The 21315-nt window shown below is 46.2% G+C and carries 24 protein-coding genes; 12 read left to right on the top strand and 12 right to left on the bottom strand.

The window, feature by feature from the left end; genetic code table 11:
• Nucleotides 1-42 precede the first annotated feature (42 nt).
• A complete protein-coding gene (locus NST83_RS24760) occupies nucleotides 43-750 on the bottom strand; it encodes a phosphodiester glycosidase family protein (protein ID WP_342416034.1) in 708 nt (235 codons plus the stop codon).
• A 248-nt stretch (nucleotides 751-998) separates the two neighbouring features.
• Here NST83_RS24760 and NST83_RS24755 point away from each other — a divergent pair, with 248 nt between their 5' ends.
• The gene (locus NST83_RS24755) at nucleotides 999-1985 is read left to right on the top strand and encodes an aldo/keto reductase (protein WP_342416033.1); all 987 of its coding nucleotides are present in this window, start codon (nucleotides 999-1001) and stop codon (nucleotides 1983-1985) included.
• Between the two features lie 78 nt (nucleotides 1986-2063).
• On the opposite strand, the gene NST83_RS24750 is transcribed toward NST83_RS24755, so the two are convergent.
• Together NST83_RS24750 and NST83_RS24745 are read right to left on the bottom strand one after the other, a co-directional pair.
• Entirely contained in the window at nucleotides 2064-2687 is a 624-nt protein-coding gene (locus tag NST83_RS24750) for a GPR1/FUN34/YaaH family transporter (protein WP_014278870.1), read from the bottom strand.
• Nucleotides 2688-2798: 111 nt separating this feature from the next.
• A complete protein-coding gene (locus NST83_RS24745) occupies nucleotides 2799-4001 on the bottom strand; it encodes a glycosyl hydrolase family 28-related protein (RefSeq protein WP_342416032.1) in 1203 nt (400 codons plus the stop codon).
• 193 nt (nucleotides 4002-4194) lie between these two features.
• On the opposite strand from NST83_RS24745, the gene NST83_RS24740 reads away from it, so the two are divergent.
• From NST83_RS24740 to NST83_RS24725, 4 genes are all read left to right on the top strand, one after another.
• A complete protein-coding gene (locus tag NST83_RS24740; RefSeq protein WP_342416031.1) occupies nucleotides 4195-4866 on the top strand; it encodes a hypothetical protein in 672 nt (223 codons plus the stop codon).
• Nucleotides 4867-4936: 70 nt separating this feature from the next.
• Nucleotides 4937-5293: a nucleotide excision repair endonuclease gene (locus NST83_RS24735; RefSeq protein ID WP_342416030.1), complete on the top strand. Its 357-nt coding sequence runs from the start codon at nucleotides 4937-4939 to the stop codon at nucleotides 5291-5293.
• A gap of 110 nt (nucleotides 5294-5403) precedes the next feature.
• Nucleotides 5404-6348: a YafY family protein gene (locus tag NST83_RS24730; protein WP_342416029.1), complete on the top strand. Its 945-nt coding sequence runs from the start codon at nucleotides 5404-5406 to the stop codon at nucleotides 6346-6348.
• Nucleotides 6349-6412: 64 nt separating this feature from the next.
• The gene (locus NST83_RS24725) at nucleotides 6413-6937 is read left to right on the top strand and encodes a DinB family protein (protein ID WP_342416028.1); all 525 of its coding nucleotides are present in this window, start codon (nucleotides 6413-6415) and stop codon (nucleotides 6935-6937) included.
• Here the strand turns inward: NST83_RS24725 and NST83_RS24720 are convergent.
• From NST83_RS24720 to NST83_RS24705, 4 genes are all read right to left on the bottom strand, one after another.
• On the bottom strand, nucleotides 6870-7406 hold the full coding sequence (locus NST83_RS24720; RefSeq protein ID WP_342416027.1) for a Crp/Fnr family transcriptional regulator: 537 nt from the start codon (nucleotides 7404-7406) through the stop codon (nucleotides 6870-6872). The genes NST83_RS24725 and NST83_RS24720 overlap by 68 nt on opposite strands.
• Nucleotides 7407-7442: 36 nt before the next feature.
• Nucleotides 7443-8183: an SDR family oxidoreductase gene (locus NST83_RS24715; RefSeq protein ID WP_342416026.1), complete on the bottom strand. Its 741-nt coding sequence runs from the start codon at nucleotides 8181-8183 to the stop codon at nucleotides 7443-7445.
• Nucleotides 8184-8212: 29 nt separating this feature from the next.
• Complete coding sequence (locus NST83_RS24710; RefSeq protein ID WP_342416025.1) at nucleotides 8213-8791, bottom strand: TetR family transcriptional regulator; 579 nt, start codon at nucleotides 8789-8791, stop codon at nucleotides 8213-8215.
• A 137-nt stretch (nucleotides 8792-8928) separates the two neighbouring features.
• Complete coding sequence (locus NST83_RS24705) at nucleotides 8929-9474, bottom strand: glutathione peroxidase (RefSeq protein ID WP_342416024.1); 546 nt, start codon at nucleotides 9472-9474, stop codon at nucleotides 8929-8931.
• A gap of 202 nt (nucleotides 9475-9676) precedes the next feature.
• Between NST83_RS24705 and NST83_RS24700 the strand changes: the two genes are divergently transcribed.
• Together NST83_RS24700 and NST83_RS24695 are read left to right on the top strand one after the other, a co-directional pair.
• On the top strand, nucleotides 9677-10408 hold the full coding sequence (locus NST83_RS24700) for a YheC/YheD family protein (RefSeq protein ID WP_252361585.1): 732 nt from the start codon (nucleotides 9677-9679) through the stop codon (nucleotides 10406-10408).
• A gap of 641 nt (nucleotides 10409-11049) precedes the next feature.
• Entirely contained in the window at nucleotides 11050-11472 is a 423-nt protein-coding gene (locus NST83_RS24695) for a hypothetical protein (protein WP_342416023.1), read from the top strand.
• On the opposite strand, the gene NST83_RS24690 is transcribed toward NST83_RS24695, so the two are convergent.
• From NST83_RS24690 to NST83_RS24680, 3 genes are all read right to left on the bottom strand, one after another.
• A complete protein-coding gene (locus NST83_RS24690) occupies nucleotides 11423-12538 on the bottom strand; it encodes a glycoside hydrolase family 99-like domain-containing protein (RefSeq protein WP_342416022.1) in 1116 nt (371 codons plus the stop codon). The two genes, NST83_RS24695 and NST83_RS24690, sit on opposite strands and share 50 nt — an antisense overlap.
• Before the next feature lie 37 nt (nucleotides 12539-12575).
• Complete coding sequence (locus NST83_RS24685) at nucleotides 12576-13646, bottom strand: glycosyltransferase (RefSeq protein ID WP_342416021.1); 1071 nt, start codon at nucleotides 13644-13646, stop codon at nucleotides 12576-12578.
• A gap of 163 nt (nucleotides 13647-13809) precedes the next feature.
• Nucleotides 13810-14679: a GyrI-like domain-containing protein gene (locus tag NST83_RS24680; RefSeq protein ID WP_342416020.1), complete on the bottom strand. Its 870-nt coding sequence runs from the start codon at nucleotides 14677-14679 to the stop codon at nucleotides 13810-13812.
• A gap of 283 nt (nucleotides 14680-14962) precedes the next feature.
• Between NST83_RS24680 and rlmN the strand changes: the two genes are divergently transcribed.
• The 3 genes from rlmN (at nucleotide 14963) to NST83_RS24665 (ending at nucleotide 17832) form a co-directional block, all read left to right on the top strand.
• The gene (gene rlmN, locus NST83_RS24675; RefSeq protein ID WP_283653892.1) at nucleotides 14963-16060 is read left to right on the top strand and encodes a 23S rRNA (adenine(2503)-C(2))-methyltransferase RlmN; all 1098 of its coding nucleotides are present in this window, start codon (nucleotides 14963-14965) and stop codon (nucleotides 16058-16060) included.
• A 157-nt stretch (nucleotides 16061-16217) separates the two neighbouring features.
• The gene (locus NST83_RS24670) at nucleotides 16218-16919 is read left to right on the top strand and encodes a dihydroorotate dehydrogenase electron transfer subunit (protein ID WP_342416019.1); all 702 of its coding nucleotides are present in this window, start codon (nucleotides 16218-16220) and stop codon (nucleotides 16917-16919) included.
• Nucleotides 16900-17832: a dihydroorotate dehydrogenase gene (locus NST83_RS24665; RefSeq protein ID WP_137060844.1), complete on the top strand. Its 933-nt coding sequence runs from the start codon at nucleotides 16900-16902 to the stop codon at nucleotides 17830-17832. Before NST83_RS24670 ends, NST83_RS24665 begins: the two co-directional genes overlap by 20 nt.
• Before the next feature lie 96 nt (nucleotides 17833-17928).
• On the opposite strand, the gene NST83_RS24660 is transcribed toward NST83_RS24665, so the two are convergent.
• Complete coding sequence (locus NST83_RS24660; RefSeq protein ID WP_342416018.1) at nucleotides 17929-18111, bottom strand: DUF2524 domain-containing protein; 183 nt, start codon at nucleotides 18109-18111, stop codon at nucleotides 17929-17931.
• Nucleotides 18112-18268: 157 nt separating this feature from the next.
• Here NST83_RS24660 and mmuM point away from each other — a divergent pair, with 157 nt between their 5' ends.
• Complete coding sequence (gene mmuM / locus NST83_RS24655) at nucleotides 18269-19216, top strand: homocysteine S-methyltransferase (RefSeq protein ID WP_342416017.1); 948 nt, start codon at nucleotides 18269-18271, stop codon at nucleotides 19214-19216.
• Between the two features lie 209 nt (nucleotides 19217-19425).
• On the opposite strand, the gene NST83_RS24650 is transcribed toward mmuM, so the two are convergent.
• Nucleotides 19426-19848, bottom strand: coding sequence for a MerR family transcriptional regulator (locus NST83_RS24650; protein ID WP_014278836.1), 423 nt, complete (start codon nucleotides 19846-19848; stop codon nucleotides 19426-19428).
• Between the two features lie 170 nt (nucleotides 19849-20018).
• Here NST83_RS24650 and NST83_RS24645 point away from each other — a divergent pair, with 170 nt between their 5' ends.
• Nucleotides 20019-21140 carry an NADH-dependent flavin oxidoreductase gene (locus tag NST83_RS24645; protein ID WP_342416016.1) on the top strand — a complete coding sequence of 374 codons (1122 nt, stop codon included), beginning with the start codon at nucleotides 20019-20021 and terminating at the stop codon, nucleotides 21138-21140.
• The last annotated feature ends 175 nt before the right edge of the window (nucleotides 21141-21315 follow it).

Below are 21315 nucleotides of genomic sequence, written 5' to 3'. Positions count from 1 at the left end.
GCCGGTAAGGCCTCCTTGCTCCTATGGAAACACATCGTAAGGCTAGGTGATATTAATGAGCTTCACCATGTTGTAGATATAACGTGTTTGCTCATACTTCACCATAGTGCCTGCAGAGTTTTTAACTTGAATACCGGACGAGCCTCCACCATCAAGAAGAATGGCTTCAAAGCAATCCTGTTTGATAAAATAATTGCGAAGCTGTTTCAGAGTCGCATTTTCATGGACAACCAGGTAGACCTGCCAAATATTATTTACGACTTTGAAGCCCAGGCCAGTTCGCCCGGTAGAGTCGGTGTATCGCAAGGTTCCATTCAAATCGAATTTTTCAATATCTTTTAAAGCCTCAAGCCATTCTTTTTCCTCCATCTTCAGCGACAGGCTGCCCCCGCTAATAATAGACTTATACGTAATCGAAGTCCCCATTTGTTTCTTGAGATCCGTTACACTTGAAGCACGGGTAATCCCCATTTTTGTTTTGTTGCTCTCCGTGTATACAAATGCTGTACCCCGGCTATTCCCTTTGGCATTCGCCTTGCTGTCATGGGTATTATTGGGTGTGACCGCAATCGATAGGCAATCCGTCGGCGGCTTTGTTGTGCTGATGGGGTTAAAGAAGCCTCCATTAATCCCATAGTCGGTTTGCTGTGTGATCCGGCTTCTAATATTTTTATTTTGAATATTCGAAGCTGGCGTGATGATTACATGAAAACCATCGGACGTTTTGGTATAAGAGTAGTTTGTTGGCATTATGGGCAACCTCCGGGTGAAGTATTTTGAAACCGAATCTCGCGCGATAATTCGTTTCTCATATATATAGGAAATTTACGGCCGTCTCTTACAACCCGGAAATCACATTTTCCTAAAAATATTTGAAATAGCGTGTACTGAGACAATGCTTGACTTAAAGTTAACTTTAAGTAGTAACATACTGGATGTAACGTGATGACGATTAGAAAGGCCGATGACTATTCTTTCAATATAGGAGTTGATGGGAATTGAAAAAGAAACAACTGGGTAAAAGTGACCTTCAAGTATCTGCACTGGGTCTGGGCTGCATGGGAATGTCCGAATATTATGGCGAGTTGAATGATCAGGAGTCGATCAAAACGCTTCATCGTGCGTTGGAGCTGGGGATCAATTTCTGGGATACAGCGGATGTCTATGGTGTGGGAGAAAATGAAAAACTGATCAGTGAAGTTCTGCGAAGCCACCGGGATGAGGTGATATTGGCTACCAAATTCTCCATTATGCGCGGAGAGGATGGGGCATTCTTGGGTGTCAACGGCCGTCCTGAATATGTAAAACAGGCATGTGACCGCAGCCTGCAAAGACTGGGCGTAGATGTGATCGACTTGTACTACCAGCACCGTGTCGATCCGAATGTACCTATCGAGGAGACGGTTGGAGCGATGAGTGACCTCGTTCAGGCGGGAAAAGTCCGCTATTTGGGGTTGTCCGAAGCTTCTCCCGCACTCATTCGGCGTGCCCACAAGGTGCACCCGATCACGGCTCTGCAAACGGAATACTCCTTATGGAGCCGGGAGGCGGAAGATGAGGTTATACCCGCTTGCAAGGAGCTGGGAATTGAGTTTGTAGCGTACAGTCCGCTGGGACGCGGCTTTTTGAGCGGGCAAATTCAGAGGTTTGATGATTTTGCAGAAGATGATTTCCGTCGCACCGTGCCACGCTTTCAGCCTGAGAATTTCCAGAAAAATCTCGATCTCGTACAGCATATTAAGGACCTCGCTGCTCAAAAAGGGGTCAAGCCTTCTCAACTGGCCTTGGCATGGCTGCTTGCGCAAGAGGGAATTGTACCGATTCCAGGCACCAAGCGGGTTACTTATTTAGAGGAAAATGCGGGGGCAGTCGATATCGCTTTATCTACGGAGGAAATGGAAAATATTAATGCGATCATTCCCAAAGGAATGGCAGCTGGCCTTCGTTATGCGGCAGAGCGGATGCCGAATTGGCAAGCCGAATAATTCCAGCTTTATAACCCAAAAAGCCGTCCTTAACGCGGATCGGCGCGAAAGGCGGCTTTGCGGGGCTTACATATACAGCTAAGGTCGTGGTTTGAAAATACCGAAGGGACGTCCTACAGGCAGGAACGTACGGCCAAAATGTGCATTCAGAACAGCGGCTCCTGTACCGTACAGCGAGAGTAGACCAATACCCATTTCAGCATAAGCTGCGAGGGTATGGAACACCTCTGGAGCAACGCCGAATGCATCGAAGCTAAGACCGAGGAACAGAAAATCAATCAGGACAAAGATAAAGAATAGGACCTTATGTGTTTCCATCGCTCCAATGGTCATGAATAGCGTGAAGATGAGGTAGCCGGCAAAGGCAAAGCCGAGTTGCTTACCGTCTACAGCAGACGCCAGCTCAGGGCCGAATACGCCCATTTTGATCATCCAGCTACTAGCTACGGCTAACCAGAAGAAGGCGTAAGCGCCAAAAGCCGTCATGCCAAAGGTGTTGTTATGCTTTGCATCCTGAATGCAGGCAAATAGCTGTGCAAAGGCACCAAGGAAGATAGCCCAAGGGATGATGAAGCTCAAGCCCTCAGTGAGACCGAGCTTTTGGGATGAAGCGACAAGCGTTACAATAGCCAAGCCAAACAGACCGATCGCGCTCGGATCGGCTGTTACGATTTTTACGTTAGAATGAGATTCGTTTTGCATGAAAAAATAGAAGCCTCCAATAATGTTCAAGTACGTGTCAATCTGCCGATGCCAGAATCACACTGACATATTGTAACGGAAACAGAGGAACTAGCATAGTACATAATTCTGCTACCGATTGCGGTTGCCCTTATTCACATTATTGCTCCCACCCTCAATACTGACTGATTTGCCTGAAGTATCTGTGATGTTATCTTTAATTTCATTGGAGCTGGAATCAGTGACACGTATTCCTATGTTGGAGAAGCCAGAGTGCGTAGTCATCTCGTTACCGTTCACCTTATTGTTGTTTGCACTGGAAAGGCGAATGATTGCTTCCGGGTTGAGTGAAGAGTTGGTCTGAAAGAACTTATTGTCTGTAAATGTATTGCCATCCGATTGGACCAGCAGACCTTGCAGGGATGCATTTTTTACCGTATTCCCGTTTACGTTGTTACCTGTCGCTCCAGTAAGTACAAAGATTCCCCGAGGATAATTTTCAATTACATTATTGTTGACGGTATTGTTGGCACCATTATTAGGGATGCGAATGCCTGCGTAGCCGTCAGATTGATGGGTTTTGTTAATAATTTGGTTTCCGGTGACTGTCGTGTAGGTTGCGCGTGAAAGGTTGATTCCACTCCCTCCACCCGAATTGGTAATTTGGTTATTCGTGATTTTGACGTTACGGAACTCGCCTGCCGGGAAGCTTTCATGTCCGGTGGCAATCGCATGACCATTATTCCGGTCAAAGCGGCTGTTGGTAATCTCGGAATCTCTAGTTCTCCGAAGTAGCGCTCCAATGGTTGTGTCACGAATCTCCACACGATCCAGCGTAAGGTGCGAGACGGCTACATCTATAATCATACCGCCTACCTGACTTTCACCACGGGCTTCACGATTCGTACGGTCTGCGTCAATCGTAAGATTAGATAATTTCACATTTAATCGCTCAGAATTGTTCCGCAGGATAGGATTCGCAATAACGTATTGGCTTTTGGTCCCTGTTTTTTTGAAAATTGTTTTGCCCATTCCGTCACCGTTCAGACTCACCCCGGCATATAAACGGATCGAATCGTCAACCAGATATGTACCTGCCGGGAAGTACACAGTTCCTTCTGTACCGCGATCATAAAAATACCTCAACGCATTTTGGATTTCCTTGGATTGTGAGGAATTCGAGTTGGGTTTAACGCCAAAATCCTGGGCATTAATCACGTTGTCGGCCGCCTGGGCCACATGCGGGCTTCCTCCTATAGAGCCTTGAATAACGAGTGCAACGACAGCTACCAGCAACAAGCTGATCCTGCCCTTGCGATTAAAAAGACTAGACATTGTAAACACTCCTCTTAACAAGATTGTTGAAACAATTACATAATTACCCTTAATATATCGGTTAAAATGGGTTTTATTTCAAGTCTTTACTTCAATAAAATTGCAGAGCCACTAACTTTCAGCTTGCTTTAATCTTGTTTTCAGCTTGACCAGGTACACTCAAGGCAATTTTCCTAGGGAGGACACATAACGAATGAAAAAGAAAAAGACCGTTTGGATTCCAGCAATAATTGCAGTTACGGTAGCAACTGTGTTCGTAATCTACTATTACTACATGTCTTCGGTTTCCGGCGGCGGGCCTGGCCCGCGACCGCCAGAAGGCGGCGTAAGTAACCTGCCTACAGGGAATGTAGGAGGACGTCCCGGTGGAGAAGGAAGCGGGGGCAACGGGGAAATATTCAAGACGTTGGGTACGATCTCCGTATTCCTTGGCGCGGCCGCTTTCTCTTGGTTCTGGTTTAAGAAGAAGCTAAGATCGCCATCGATATTGGTCAGAAAAGCCGGGAAGTTGTTACATTCCCTGCATAAGCTACTGGGTTGGGCGACCTTGATCCTGATTGCTGTTCACGGTGTGTATTTTTTGATTACCAAGCTTCAAGATAACCAAACCTACACCGGGCTTGCGGGCTTTGCCATTCTGCTGGCGATCGCCGGGTATGGCTTTTTTATTAACAAAGTGCGTAACAAGTGGATGCGGACTGTGCATCGTTTGCTCGGATTGGTTTGGATTCCCGTGTTGCTGCTACATGCTGGAGGATCCGCGATCTTGGCGGTCATTGCCAGCCTTGCAGTGGGGGTTCTTGTCTGGGTACTGGAAAGAATGGCGGGTAAAACGATGAAGCCTGTCCCCGGGGACACTATCTGACTATCTTGAATGGTGTTACGTCGGGATTTGTGATAGTATTTACACCTATATAGAATGAGGAAGTGACATAGTGATAAACATAACGATTCCAACCCCGGACATCACGATTACCAAACAGGTTAACCCTGAACTGAGCCATATTTACGGATTTACAGATTTCCACCTGATTCCCAGGGATAAGAGCGGTATTTTTATGTTCTACAACGCACAGGAGGAATTGTTGTTCGTTGGTAAAGCAAGAAAGCTGAGACAAAGAATCAAAAAGCATTTTGAAGACACTGTATCGCCGATCAAGGCGAATCGCAACGAAGTGGCGATTATTGAGGTTTGTATTGTCGAAGATGCGGTAGAGCGAGAAATCTATGAAACCTACATCATCAATGCACAGAAGGCTAAATATAACGTCGAAAAAGTGTTTTTCAAGTAATGAAGCAACTCCCGTGTGAACATAAAGAGCAATAAGTCGCAGTGATTGTACTGCCCTTATTGCTCTTTTGTATTACTGTATTTAGATCCTTCCAGAGAGGGTGACGTGGTATGAACAAAACAGACCGTCTGCTTGCTATCTTATTAGAGTTGCAGCGTAAGGATATTTTACGAGCCGAGGATTTGGCGGGCATATTCGAAACAAGTGTGAGAACCATCTATCGGGATATCCAGGCTCTAAGCGAATCGGGTGTACCGATTGTAGGAGCACCGGGCATAGGATATTCCTTAATGGAGGGCTACTTCCTGCCTCCAGTGAGCTTTACCGTGGAAGAGGCCGTAGCGTTGCTAATCGGTACGGATTTTGTCGAGCAGAAATTTGATACAGAATACGGCACCAAGGCGCAAGCTTCCCGCAGGAAGATAGAAGCTATTTTACCGGAGAGCATTCGCAGGGAGGTTTCGCGGGTGCGTACAACCATCAGGCTATTCGCAGGGGGGAAAGAGGTAGATCGTAGAGAGAAAACCTATTTGGAAACGCTGCGTCTCGCTATATTGGAACAACGGAAGGTACGGTTCGGCTACTCCAAAAGAATGCCAGATGCCGATGGAAATCGTCAAAGCGTGCGTGTGGTCGCCCCCTATGGTCTTGTACTGCTTCATGGTTCATGGGTTTTGCTGGGTCAATGCGAATTACGGCAGCAGCTCCGCCACTTCCGCTTGTCCCGTATGGACGAGCTGACCGTGCTGGAGGACAGGTTTCAGCTCCCCACCGATTTTAAATTGCAGGATTACAAGCAAGCAGATGATCGACATATATACGTTCGCATACTAGCCCGTCCTGAGATTGCTGATAAAGTGAAGGAAGCGAACAATTTTTACATGGAGAGTATGGAGGAGCGTACAGATGGATTGCATGTACTCTTCCGTGTCAGACAGCCGGAGGAACTACTGCAATGGATACTAGGGTGGGGTGCAGATATGGTCGTGCTGGAGCCTGAATCACTACGGGATCGGGTACGTGTGGAAGTCGAAAAAATGTTGAAATGCTACTGACATAATGCTGTCAGTAGCATTTTTGTATAGTAAAGCTAACTAAAGGAGAGGGGCTTAATAGTATATGAATACAACAACCGAAACATTGCAGCGTTTTGAAGAAACAGTACAACATTATCTTCTTGAATTGGACAGCTTTAGCTTGGAGCAATTGCAGTACACACCGCAGGAGGATCAATGGTCGCTTGGACAAATGTACCTTCATTTGGTGAACTCTGCTCTTTATATGCATCTTAAGAACATAGATCATTGTCTACAGTCTAATGGGGAGACGGGGGCTAAAACGGAGGCGGGCACGGCAGCTTTTAATCTGGGAGGCTATCCGCCCATACGTATCCAAGTCCCACCATCTCCGCAGTATACTCCTCCACAACCGACTAGCAAAGAAGAAATTGTGGAAGGATTAAACGTTGTGATCCGTAAAATGAGAGAGATTGAACCGGTCGTTGGGAAATCAACAGGGCCGTTTACCGTCTCTCATCCCGGATTCGGCGCGTTAAATGCTGGAGAGTGGTTTATGCTCATCGAGATGCATTATCGTCATCATCTTTTGCAGAAGGAGCGCTTGAAGCACGCAATAGCCGATTAATCGTCTCCCGGCGCAGCCCGATGAACTGGCCGATTTCCTCCTGCGTCAGCACGTCCGTTAACGTGGCGGGTGCGATGTAGGAGTGGAACCAGCGTTGAAGCTTCCGAAGCTTCTCGGCAGGTGACACCTCGGTGAGCTGGTCAATTCGTTGCTGCATCATGCGCAACTTGTCCTGTAGCTGCAAAGCGATAGCCCGACATTGAGCCGGGTCCTGCTCCAGCGCCTGATACCATTCTTTTTGCGACAGAACCTCAACCTCAGAGGTTACCAGCGCCACCGCTGTACCATAATAAGGATTGGGGCTGATCAGGGAGTGATGCGGGATAATTTCATCGGGCACAATAACGTTGACTAAAATTTGTGAGCCGTCCTCATGGACTCGGATGATTTTTAACAAGCCACTCTTTAACAGATACAGAGGGCCGGATTCTCCTTGTCGAAATAGGGTCTCCCCTTTGTGTAATATCATGAACGTGAACAGCCTCCATTTCATGTATTTCGGTTTTTAGATGAACCCGCCGTTGACGCGGATTGTCTGTCCGGTAACCCACTGTGATTTGGCGCTGACCAGGAACTCAATCACATCCGCGATATCCTCGGGTTCACCGAGACGACCCATAGCATTCATTTTTTTCATGCCCTCGATCTGCTGCTCGGTTTTTCCTGCTTGAAAAAGCTCAGTGTTCACGGGACCGGGAGCCACGGCGTTGATCGTAATTTGCTTGCTTCCGAACTCCTTCGCAAGCTGGCGGGTAAATTGCTCTACGGCGCCTTTGGTACCCGCGTATACGCTATACGAAGGAAACATTTGTCCAATCACGGATGTGGAAATGTTCACGATTCTTCCGTAGTTCTCCATATGCTTCATCGCTTGCTGGCAAGCAAAGAAGGTGCCTTTTACATTCAGTGCAAATTGTTTGTCAAAATCGGCCTCTGTCACGTCTACAAGCGGCTTGGTGATCATCAGCCCTGCGTTGTTAACCAGAATATCCACTTTTCCAAATTCAGTAATCGTATTTGTAAATAATGCTTCAATATCACTCATCTTGCCCAAATCAGCGTGAAGAGCTATGGCTTTGCCGCCTTTTTGAATAATGCCCTTCACGACTTCTTGGGCTTTGTCCGGACTGCTGGCATAATTGATGACTACATTAGCGCCCAGATCAGCCAGCTGCTCGGCAATGGCACGTCCAATTCCTCTGGAGGAACCGGTAATAATCGCTGTTTTTCCGTCCAAATGCTTCATACGTGCTTAACCTTCTTTCCATATATTTTTTAAGAGATTCCTTTTTCTAAAAGCTTCCATACCTCTGAAAACTCCTGATCAATTGCAGGATTCTTCCATTCGTAAGCATGAGCGGGATGATGGAAACGGGCTGTGGCATAGAAAAGGGTACGCGCCAGTTGGGCTGGCTGATCCGATGTGATGCCCCCGCGTACAATGATGTCAGCGAGCTGATCTACAATGTGACCGATATGCTGGTCGATTAAATCAGTGGCTTGCTCGGTGACACGGGTATACATTCCGAACATTTCCTCGTCATCGCGGGCATAATACTGCTTGAGGTCGACGAAGGTCTGTATATATCGTTGTAAATGCGGGGTTCCCAGCATAGATGAATCCTGACAGACCTCCATTAACGGGGCGACAATCTTTTCATTCAGCCATTTTTCGGTCACGCCTTCAAGAAGCTCAGCTTTGCTTTTAAAATGACGATAAATGGTGCCATGACTGACTCCCAATACTTTGGCAACATCGGTCACGGAGGTTTTGGCTACACCAAAACGTCTAAGTGTGTCTTCTGTAGCGATGAGAATCTGTTCTTTGGTTAATATATCTGAGGATTTTTCCATAGAGACACGGTCAAATCGCCGTGTGAGTCACCTCCTTAAAGTTAGAATATCAAAAAGAGTATCAAATGACAAATATTTATTTTTGTCATTTGATACTCTTTTTCTTCTAAACTAATTCAAAGGAGCAAACTGAAACCCTACAACAGTGATTCGATGACAGAATCTATTTCAAAGGGCTCCGTCGTTGATTCAAATCTTCCATTTACATGACCATCGCGATCAATCAAAAACTTGGAGAAATTCCACTTGATCCCGTCGCCAGCGTATATTTCCGGATACTTATCCCGCAGGAAATCCTCCATCCATTGACCGTCCTTGGTTTGGGTATCGAAGCCTTGAAACGGTGCCTGTTGTGTAAGATATTGGAATAAAGGATGAGGAGATGGACCTCTTACATCCGTTTTCTCAAATAGCGTGAATGTTACTCCATGGTTAATTTGGCAGACTCCCTGAACTTCCGAATTGCTACCCGGCTCTTTTTCATTGAATTGGTTACAAGGAAACGCGAGAATTTCAAAACCCTGTTCCCGTCGACTTTCATAGAGCTTCTGTAGATCAGCGAATTGACGGGAAAAGCTACATTTGCTGGCTGTGTTTACGATGAGGAGAATTTTTCCGCTGTAGTCTGACAGTTTAATCGGCTTCCCGTTAATTGAGGTTGCTTGAAAATCATAAATAGACATATTAAAGTCCCTCCTCATATTATTTTTATACATCATATATCCAGAGTGTCTATTGGTCTAATATATTATTCGAATGACCTTTATAGGTAGAAGGGGTTTAGCCTCTTTTATAGCAAACTGTGACATTAGCCGTTACCAACATAGAATATGGATGCATATTCATGTAATGCGTGCAAAAACCCAACAGAATAGAGGGATATTCGTGCCCATTGGAAAGATGATTCAATACAAAGAAATGCGACATCATCCCATTTTGCGCAACCATTTGCCTGAAACCCACTGGATTACTAATGCAAGGACCTTACGTATGTTGGATACCTATCGCACCGTCTTCATCAAGCCTAATAACGAAAGTGGGGGAAACGGCATCATACGGGCGAAAAAGCTGGGGAGGAGGTATGAGATTCGCTGCGGCTCCAGTCGAAGAATTGTCAGATCCCACGCGGTGAGAAGAGTCATCAGGACCCACCGGAGACCTCATCGTCGTTATTTGGTACAACAAGGACTCCGGTTGGCGAAGTACAAAGGCTCGATTTTTGATGCCAGAGTGTATATGCAGAAGCCGGAATCAGAATGGATCATTTCAGGAATAACCGGGCGTGTGGCAGCACCCTCGAAGGTTGTGACCAATTATCGAAAAGGAGGGCATGCGGCACCGATATCCAAAGTGTTATTAAGAGTTTTTAAAAATGACAGAGAGAAAATGAGACAGACTCTGGACCAGATCGTGGAACTCTCTAAAATTATTGCCAACACGATAGAGCAAAACCATTCGGTTCGTGAGTTGGGCATTGATTTGGCTATTGAGAAGAGCGGTCAGATCTGGATTATCGAGGCCAATCCGCACCCCGGACATATGCTGTTCACGCAACTCCCCAACCAAACTATGATCCGTACCATTTTGAAGAACAAGCGTCGGATTAAAAAACATTAGTATAGAGCTGCTCAAGCACGTTGGAATCTCATCAATCAAAAACCAGTCGAACACGAGAATAAAGAAATAAAGTGTGAGGCTGGTTCTGTTTTAACAAGCTGTATGGATGAGTAGATTGTTGGTTTTTATAAGAATCTCAGACTGGGTGCTGAGTAACTACATAATTTGATTTTTAATCTTTTAGAGAAGCAAGCAGGTATGCGCATAAGTGTTGGATTAGGGTTCAGGCAATCAGCGGACGCAACGTTTCTTTGCAGAAAAGGGTGCTGTTCAGGTAGATTGGACTGCAAGCTAACGTGAAGCCGTTGGTGATTCCATGAAACAAATTAGCAGCCGATTTTTGATTGCGGTGCATACCATGTCCATGATTGCTTTACGTCCATCGTTATGTACAGGCGATTACATTGCCAAAAGCGTTAACACTCAGGCTGATGGGTTATTTCAACATACTCAATAAAAGTGTCATCCAGGTACTCTACAAAAATACTCGGCCCCACAGGACCGTGGCTAATTGTAGCTAGGCTATTCCATTTAGTGGATAATCAACGGGTGTTCTATGATATATAAATTAGTAAAAATGGGAGATAAACTAGAGCGATCTTGGTGACCAAGCATAGGATAGAAGTATAAGAAAAAGGGAGGTGAAAGAATTGCCTACGTTCGATAATATAAACGTAACTAGCAATGCCGTTGTTGGGCAGGATCTGCAGGTTAACCACAATGAAACGATCCAGAATGATTTGCAAGTCAACGGCAATGAAACGATCCAGAATCATTTGCAAGTCTACGGTAGTGAAACCATCCATAATCACTTGCAGGTCAACGGAACCATTACGGCAGGAGACAATTTACTAGTCGGGGGAACGATTGTGGCAAGCCAAAACGTGGCGATCAGCCAGCAGGCGCTGCTGCCGTCAGGCAGCAGCTCATCCCAAGTGCTCTATTTCGCAACCGGAGCTGTCAATCAATCGGGACTTATTTTGAAAGGGACAGATGGAGTGAACTACATCCTGTTCATTGATGCTTCAGGCTCGATTCCTGTTCTTGGAATCCAGCCGTTGTAAGCTCAGCCCGCTTGCGAGCATCCAGTGCATTCCGAACTGCCTGGAGATAAGCGTGGCCATGCCGGGTATCCGGCTCCAGATATGCTCCTTCTCCCCATTCGTTCCACGCATTTATAAACAGAAATTCGCTCTGGTACAAGCGCTCAGTCCGTTCCAGTTGCCGGGTCAGATACCATTCAAATTTGTGGGGAGCCGCACCTATGCAACTGACTCCATCAATCTGACGACGAGGGGTATTGTCCCAATCTACAAAGGCGCCGGTAAATATAGGCTCGCCTTCTCTTCGGTGGGAGCGATTAAGGATCAGGGACCACACATAATCATAATCAAAAGTCAGATGTTGCTGATCTTTGACTTGTAAGTAATTCCAGATCCGCCAGTCCCCCCCGTGGGCAAAGGTATAATGAGGCTCGAATTCCACACTGGCGTCAAATCCGGCTTGCTTTTCAATAGGAAATCCCCCAAGAGTCTGTACGAAATAAATACCAGGAAGGCCGTTTTCTCTGGCTAGTTTGTTCCACAGCACCAGCATTTCGCGGCAGCGGGGAATATTCTCCGGCCTGTAGATGAGAAACACTGGTTTGTCTTTGATCAGAATGTATCTACTATCAGAAAAAATCTTCAGTAGGTATTGAAAATGCTCGCGCCAATCTTCCTCATCTCCATATTCTTGCGGCATAAGGATATTCTTTTCGTTTTCACCGCCGTCCCATATGCGGGTCCAAGGCTCGTTAGCCCATGACAGACAGAAGGGCAGGTCAGGATGGTTCGAAGCCAGCACTTGCTGAAGAGGTGTCTCCAACAAGAGTTTTCCTTTAAACCAGTAATGATAATAACAGAATCCGTAAATACCATAGGATTTGGCCAGTTCTGCCTGCCAAATCTGATTTTTCTTTTGGGTCAGATCATAGTAACGTTCCTGGTAGGGAATTTGGGGCTGGTTATGTCCCGGATACAGAGGGGTAGCTCTGCGAACATTAGTCCATTCTGTAAAGCCGTCACCCCACCATCGGTCATTTTCTGGAATACGGTGATACTGGGGCAGGTAAAATGCAATCACTTTCATATTGTCTTTCCCTCCTGAGGCACGATTTGATTGTCGGCTAATAGTTTTCAAAGGTAATCCGCAGCAGTTCGAGTACTACTTGGCGATAGGAATAGCGAAATCTGCTACCAGCAAGTGCCTGAGTGGACAGCCTTCTCCGCCGTTCCGGATAGCAGCGCAAACTGTTCAGCTTTTCGCCCAGTTCCTCGGGGGTGTGGAACAAGAGAATGTCTTCATCCGGATTTGTCCATTGGTAGAGGCAGGGATCATCCACGGATATCTGGCATGCCCCGCAGGAGGCAGCCTCCAGGATGCGGTTCAGGGAGGGCGATAAATGCAGCACAAGGTTTGCTCCATTCAGATAAAGAGGCCACGGGCTCTCATCGGGAAGAACCTGATAATCGTCAAAGCAATCCCAGCCTTTTCCGCAGACGATGACTTTTTTGTTTTCTCGCCAACTGTCGATGACAGGTATCAACGCTGGTGTTTTTTGGCTGGTATCGCCAAAGATGACCACCTCGGAACGATATTCCTCTGGAACCGTTAGAGGATACCACTCTGTAGGGTCTGCGGGGAAGGGAAGGAATTGCACAGTCCTGCAGCCACCGTGGCGATAAAAGGGAATATGCGAGCTTTGCTGGGTGAACACACAATCAAAGGATAAGGCGGTCTGACGCAGGATTTCGGAGGATCCGGTGCTGTCTGCAAGCCAGATTGCCTTTTTAAAGGGAAGGCTGCGGATAAAATCCAAGTCCTCGGCAAGGAGAAGATCACTCCCCAGGACAAGAAGCAGATCCGGCTTGCAACGAGACAGAACTCCGCTCGCATGTAACGGCGGCTTCAGTTGAATCACTTCTCTTGTTGATTCGCGTAGGTGATCAACTGTAAGCTGTTCGATTTTCCAGTGGGATGAGTAGGATAATGCGGACATAAGAAGGATACTTGCATGACTGGGCATAATGGCTGTTTTGGGATCCTTAGGTACTAGCAATGGATTTGCAGGCATCTTGCCCATCTGTTTTTTCTTGGCCATGGTACGAAGAAGAGACTGGACAAGCATTTTTCTGGAGCGCAGATCCAGACGAACATAAGGAGGAACATTTTTACGGATCTTTGTTTTTCGTGACATAGAATCTCCTTTATTTACTTGTTTGGATTATTCTATGTTTTTTTCACGGGAAGGATGTGGGTAAATGCGGAGATCTATTGGGCACAAGTGAAGGAGTACGAGGAATGAGCATGGAGTCAGCTACAGCAAAAAACCGACTGCCATTGGCAATCGGTTCATTGTTTTACTTTTTGATAACCGGAATCCATACTTCGCAGCGGTAGTCCTCAGCCCGCGAGTCCCCCATCATATATACCTCCAGCTCGGGTCCGCCTGAATGCTCATAATTGCTGGCCGGGAACCATTCCTGATAAATTCTTTGCCATACCTTTTGAATCGTATGAGGCATAGGGCCGATGGATGTAAACACAGCCCAAGTTGCAGCCGGAATCGTTCTGGCATCCAATCCGTTGGAAGCGGCTACGTCCTCGCTGCCCTCAGCGGCAATCAGGTACGTGAATTTCTCTTCCCCATGCTTGAAATCCAAACAAATACCGAGGATATCCTCGCTTGTTCCCAAGGCTTGAATCCGATCCGATGTACCATCAGCGTTCAGCTCGTCCCAGAATTTCGGGATTTGCCGGAAATTTTCACCGTCTTTCGTTGTGACTTGGATGGACTTGCCAATGACCGTAAAGGCCGCTTTCTCTACAATTTTATAATCCATATCCTGGTCTCCCTTCAACGATAGATGGAAGGTAATGCGTGGAAAGGCTTTCAGGTTCACCCCAGGGCTTCTGGCCTCAGAGGGAGATATACCGTGTACCTTACGGAACGCTTTAGAAAAAGATTCGGGGGAATCATATCCGTATTTGAACGCTACATCCAAGACTTTGGTGGTAGAAAGACTCAATTCCTGTGCAGCCAAGGTCAATCGACGTTTACGTACATATTCGGCTACCGTGACGCCGGTTAGCATATGAAACATACGTTGAAAATGAAAAGGAGAGGAATAGGCTGCCTTTGCAATTTCGTCGATATCCAGTGGCTGCTGCATTCTTTCTTCCATCAGATCCAGTGCGTTCTTGATCCGAAGTAACCATTCCAACCGCATCACCTTCCTTGGTTGTAATCATATCATTAGCGGTGTCTGTAATCCTGTCTTTGCGTGCTCTTGTTGAACAGACTCTGTCGCCTAGTTTAATGGGACCTATACTCTGTTTCAAGTCGGAATTCCATACTGAAATTTTGGAAGATACAATTCGTCTCTCCCTCTTGTGTTCATAATTAAAATTTGGGACAATGAAAGAAGCGTTTAAATAGCGAAGACTGCTTAAACATGCTATGATGCAATGATGGCTGAGACGAATTTTAACGTTTTGAAAAGAGGATCGAACATGAAAAAAGAATCCATTTATGGATTAACACTAGATCAGTTGACAGCATGGCTCATCGAGCGTGGACATAAGAAATCCCGGGCGTTGCAGGTATGGGACGCACTTTATCGGAAACGGATTACTGATTTTGCCGCGATGACGGAGGTTCATGAGAACTGTACCCGCCTGTTGGCAGAGCATTTTCCAATTGAAACGCTGGAAGAGCATGTGAAGCAACAGTCAGCGGATGGGACGGTCAAATTCTTGTTCCGTCTTCAGGATGGGAATCTGATAGAGACGGTATTGATGCGGCACAAGTTTGGGCTGTCTGTATGTGTGACAACGCAGGTGGGCTGTAACATCGGATGCAGCTTTTGCGCGAGCGGGCTGTTGAAGAAGAGCCGTGACCTGTCTAGCGGTGAAATTGTCGAGCAGATTATGAAGGTGCAGTTGTATCTGGATCAGGAACGTCCGGGCGACCGGGTCAGTCACGTCGTAGTGATGGGGATTGGCGAGCCGTTTGATAACTTTGTGAATCTGTCTGACTTTATCCGGGTCATTAAGGATCACAAAGGGCTGGCGATTGGTCCGCGTCATATTACAGTGTCCACGAGCGGACTTGCCGATAAAATTATTGAATTTGCTGATTCCGATCTGCATGTCAATTTGGCGATTTCCCTCCATGCGCCGAATAATGAGACTCGCACCCGCATCATGAAGATTAATCGGGCGATTCCGATTGAGAAGCTGATGCAAGCGATTGATTATTATTTGGACAAAACAAATCGTCGTATTACGCTGGAGTATATTTTGCTGAAGGATATTAACGATACCAAGGAGCATGCGCTGGAGTTGGCTGAGTTGGTAGGCCACCGTCGCAATTTGGCAAATGTAAACCTGATTCCATACAATCCGGTGGATGAGCATAGCCAATACCAGCGGAGTGAGTCGGAGTCGATTACGGGCTTCTATGATGTTCTGAAAAAACAAGGCATTAGCTGTAGTGTTCGGCTGGAGCATGGAGTCGACATTGACGCGGCTTGCGGACAGTTGCGCAGCAAGCAAATCCGCAAGGATGCAAAAGGTAGTCGCAATCCGGAACGCGAAGCGATTAGTTAATACAGAAGCGTACTCTTTAACAGGAGTACGCTTTTTTATGCCTGGATTCTTGAGGAGAAGGAAAAGCACTCATACCTAACTTAGTCTATAAATGTGAAAATAGTCACGTAATCATGGCTGTTTTTACGTTATAGTGAGTGGTTAGTGGAGGGGTTATATGGCTAACGTAATTTCGAATGTGGCGCTCGTTCCGGGCATTTATGTGATGAAAATAGAGGGAACCTTTAAAGGGGAAATGGGCCAGTTTTACATGCTGCGCAGCGGAACTGGTTACCCTTTGCTACCTAGACCTATCAGCATTTACGATATCGGGGATGAGGACATTTCCTTTTTATATCGAGTTGTTGGAGAAGGGACAAGCCTGTTTTCCCAGTTGCAGCCGGGGCAGGAGATTCAGTTGGATGGGCCTTTCGGCAACGGTTTTCCTCAGGTAGAAGGCAGCTTGGCGTTAGTTGGCGGTGGTATGGGCACGGCCCCCTTGCTGCTGGCTGCAAAGCATTATCCGCATGCACATGTTTATTTGGGATTTGCGCAGCAATCCTTTGGGGTGGATGCTTTTGAAGCTGCGGCAGCATCTGTGCAGGTTCGTGTAGGGGGAAGCATCGTCGAAAAGGTCGATCCGGCTCGCTATGTGAATATGTTTTCCTGTGGGCCAACTCCAATGCTACAAGCGCTTGCGGAGAAGACAGAAGGCTCGTCGTCCCGTTTATATATTTCAACAGAAAGACATATGGCCTGTGGTATTGGCGCGTGTTTGGGCTGCACCATGCATACTCGTGGAGGTAATAAGAGGGTGTGTAAGGAAGGGCCTGTATTCCCGGTAGAGGAGGTGGATTTTGATGATCTCCATGGCGTGTAATATTGCGGGCGTGCCGTTCAAGAATCCGATCATCATGGCATCTGGTACATTTGGCTTTGGACGTGAGTATGCGGAATTTTACTCTCCAGAACTGTTGGGGGGCATCGTCGGCAAGGGATTAACCCTTCATCCGAAGGCTGGTAATACCGGATCACGCATACATGAAACAGCTTCCGGTATGCTCAATAGTGTAGGACTGGAAAATCCGGGTGTCGCGGCCTTTTTGAAGGATGAGCTGGATGATATGACGCGCTGGAACACGGCTGTAATTGCTAATGTCGGTGGCTCGAATCTGGAGGAGTACGTTCAGGCCGTAGCCATGATTACGGAAAATGCGCAAAAACGGCGCACAATGAACCGCAGAGGCGTCGATATGCTGGAACTGAACATTTCCTGTCCCAATGTTAAGCAGGGTGGAATGCAATTCGGCATCCAGACGGAGGTGGCGCGGGACGTAGTACGGCAGGTGCGCAATGTGACGGCGCTTCCGCTGGTCGTGAAGCTGTCCCCAAATGCAGAGAATATTACGCAAATGGCGGTCATGTGCGAGGAAGAAGGTGCAGACGGTGTCTCGCTGATCAATACATTTTCTGCGATGAAAATTGATATACGTCGGCGCCGGAGTGTCTTCGCCAACACGTATGCAGGTCTTTCCGGTCCCGCAATCAAGCCGATTGCCTTGCGCATGGTTCATCAGGTGGCGCAGGCGGTATCCATTCCGGTAATCGGGATGGGGGGCATCAGCTCGGTGGAGGATATTATCGAATTTACGATGGCAGGAGCGGCTGCGATTCAGGTGGGAACGTACAATTTTGTCCACTTGCAAGCAGGAGCCGAACTGGTCTACGGTCTTGAACAATGGATGCAGCGGGAAAAGGTGCAGTCGTTGGATGAGATACGGGGAATCTTGTGAATTTGGAACCTTTTTGCATACACTAATTCATATAAACCGGCTTGTCTTTAAAAGACAAGCCGGTTTTATTTATTTTACCGAAACAGCCAAGCTCAACTAGTGGTTAATATCGCATTTGTTCAAGATGAACGAAATTTGGTTTTCCAGCCGATGAATGGCTTCCTTGGAAGCTTGGTCGTTAACACCTTGTTCCTGAAGCGCAGCGAGTTCCTGTTTGAGCTGATGAAGATCCTGCCCTGCATTGGCGCAGTTGTAATTACTCTCGAGATTGTCAATCATCCGATGTCCTCCATTTCGTTAGGTATACGTCCTTATTATGGAGAATTAATTCTTCCTTATTCAGCATATTGTTTTATTTCAGATAGAGGCTATAATATAAGGAATTAATTCCAACTTAATCAGTGGGTTAAATAGAGGAAACAAGCAGGAGGAACCTATGAATCCGATACAGCATATACTGGGCGAATTTCCGCTGATCGTGCTAGATGGAGCAATGGCTACGGAACTGGAGCGTCACGGGCATGATCTGAACGACAGCTTATGGTCGGCTAAAATACTTCATGAGCACCCGGAGTCTATCAAGCGTGTGCATAGAGACTATTTCGAAGCGGGGGCAGACTGCGCGATCACCGCGAGCTATCAGGCTACCGTTGAAGGCTACGTCAAACGGGGTTTAAGCGAAAATGAAGCGCTGGAGTTGATTCAGTCCTCGGTACGGATTGCCGTACAGGCACGGGATGAATTTTGGGCAGACATGACGACTGGTGCAAAACAACAGCATCGTCCTAAACCGCTGGTCGCGGCCTCCGTCGGCCCTTACGGGGCGTTTTTGGCAGATGGTTCAGAATATCGCGGTGATTATACGCTGAGCGAGGAACAACTTGTAGAGTTCCACAGGCCGCGTATGAAAGCACTGATTGAGGCGGGCGCGGACATTTTGGCCTGTGAAACCATACCATGTCTGGTTGAAGCCAAAGCCATCACGCGATTGCTAAAGGAATTTCCCGGCACCTATGCCTGGATCAGCTTTAGTGCAAAGGATGGGCAGCACATCAGCAATGGAGAGTCTGCCGCTGCGTGCGCCGAATGGCTGGATGAACATGAGCAAGTGGCTGCTGTGGGCATTAATTGTACTTTGCCGCAATACATTCCATCGCTCATCCACGAAATACGCAGTCATACAGATAAGCCCGTGGTGGTGTATCCCAATCTGGGGGAGGAATATGACCCGGTTACCAAGACATGGCACGGTACGAGCTGTACCGGGACGTTCGGGCAGAGTGCTCGCCAATGGTATGAAGCAGGAGCCCGTCTGATTGGTGGCTGTTGCCGGACTCAGCCTGAGGATATCCAAGGGATTGCGAATTGGTCGAGAGATGTATAAACGGAGACGAGGTTAGGGGGAGGTTGCCCTTAAGGAGGATCCCTCGATTGTCCCGAAAAAACAAGCAGGCTGAACCCAGTTGTCCTCCAGCAATGGAGAAGCTTGGTTCAGCCTGCTATTTTGTAATGACGACTAGTTGTTCAAAGAAAATAAAGCCCTAGGCTGCCGCTGGTTTTATTGAACTAACTTCATCCGTTAGCTTAAGTACATTAATTCACTATCTTACTCTCCAGACCGTGACATTTAAAGTTATAGTTGGGATTTTTCATAACCTCTTCTTTCTGAAGTTCATACATGGCAATTTTATAGTTTATTTCTTCTAAGTGTTTGAAACTTTCGTCAATTTTCTTCTGCACTTCCAATTTATGCTGCATCAACATTTCTTCTCTTTGCAAATAGGTGGTATTCCCCAATTCATAAAGTTCCTTGTAATCCTTTATTTTTGAAAGAGGCATGCCTGTCTCTTTGAGGCAACGAATAAAAGAAATCCAATCTATTTGTTGTTCACTATAAACTCTACGGCCTTTTTCGTCACGAGATATATTTGGTAATATCCCTTGCTCTTCATAAAATCGAAGTGTCTTTGCAGATACATTTAAATTCTCCACTACATATGTCATTGAATACAACATCTACTTGTCCCCTCTTTTAGTTACAGTTACTGTAACTAAATATATATCATAAAGAGAATGACAACGCAACAAATCTATATGTAATCATATAAAAATAAATACTTGACTTGCTGTAACGGTAATCAATTAAACTAAAATAGAAAAGAAAATATGAGAGCGAGGTTAATGAAATGAATCAGAAATACAGTAGGTTATTTGAATCCTTCACATTCAGAAATGGAATAACAATTAAGAATAGTATCGTTATGGCACCTATGACAACCTGGTCAAGTAATGACGATCTTACCGTTTCGGATGACGAAGTAAAGTATTACAAACAAAGAGTGAATGGAGTAGGACTCGTCATTACAGGGTGTACTCATGTTACACCTAATGGGCAGGGTTTTACGAACGAATTCGCTGGGTACAATGATGAATTTACTCCAAGTTTACGAAAATTAGCTGAGGCAGCGAAAAGTGGAGGCGCTCCTGCGATCCTACAGATTTTCCATGCTGGCAATAAAGCCGTGCCTGGATTGGATGCAGTTAGTGCGAGTGCATTGCAACCCGAAGTTACTAATTTAGGTTCAACTTCAGAAACAAGAGAACTATCGCATGAGGAGATCTTGTCGATTGTACGTGCTTTTGGAGACACAACAAGACGAGCAATTGAAGCCGGATTTGATGGCGTCGAAATTCATGGGGCTCATGGATTTTTAATTCAGAATTTTTGGTCGCCAGCGACAAATCAACGGACGGACCAATGGGGAGGATCACTTGAAAATCGCTTGCGTTTTCCATTGGCGATTATTGAAGAAATCAAAAATGTCATTGAAAAACATGCTACAAAACCATTCATTTTAGGATTCCGATTCTCCCCTGAAGAATCCTCCAAAGTGGACGGATTACGTATGAAAGACACATATGAATTAATTGACATCCTTGTTGAACAGGATTTAGATTATATACATGCTTCATTAGATAATGTGTCTTCAAAGCCAGTAGATAGTCAAGATGAAAAAACACGGCTTGAATTAATTCTTGAAAGAGCAAACGGTAAGGTACCTGTGATGGCTGCTGGTTCCATACTAGCACCGGATGATGCTCTTAAAGCTATGGAATTAGGTTTGCCGCTAGTCGCTATTGGGCATGCGTTAATTATAGATCCTACTTGGGTTGAAAAGGTCACAAATGGACGTGAAGCCGAGGTGGATTCTGAGTTAAACGTTTCGAAACTCGACCAGCTTAATATTCCAGAAAAACTTTGGAATGTAATTCAAGCAATGCCAGGTTGGTTTAATATTAGTAAATAAAGAGTAGTCCTAAAGGCTACCTCAGATTGACGAGAAACCCAAATCTTTTATGAGACTTCGGGTTTCTTTTGCTGATTCTAAGGTGCTCCGTCCATCCGTAGCTCGGTAGGGCAATTCCTGCTGTTGCGGACACACATACCACGTATGTTTCGATCTTGAAGGCCTTTGCAAATAG

Origin of the sequence: Paenibacillus sp. FSL R10-2782 (assembly GCF_038592985.1) — a bacterium.
GTDB lineage: Bacteria > Bacillota > Bacilli > Paenibacillales > Paenibacillaceae > Paenibacillus > Paenibacillus terrae_C.
Note: the sequence above shows the minus strand (reverse complement) of the source record. Positions and strands in the feature narration are given on the sequence as shown.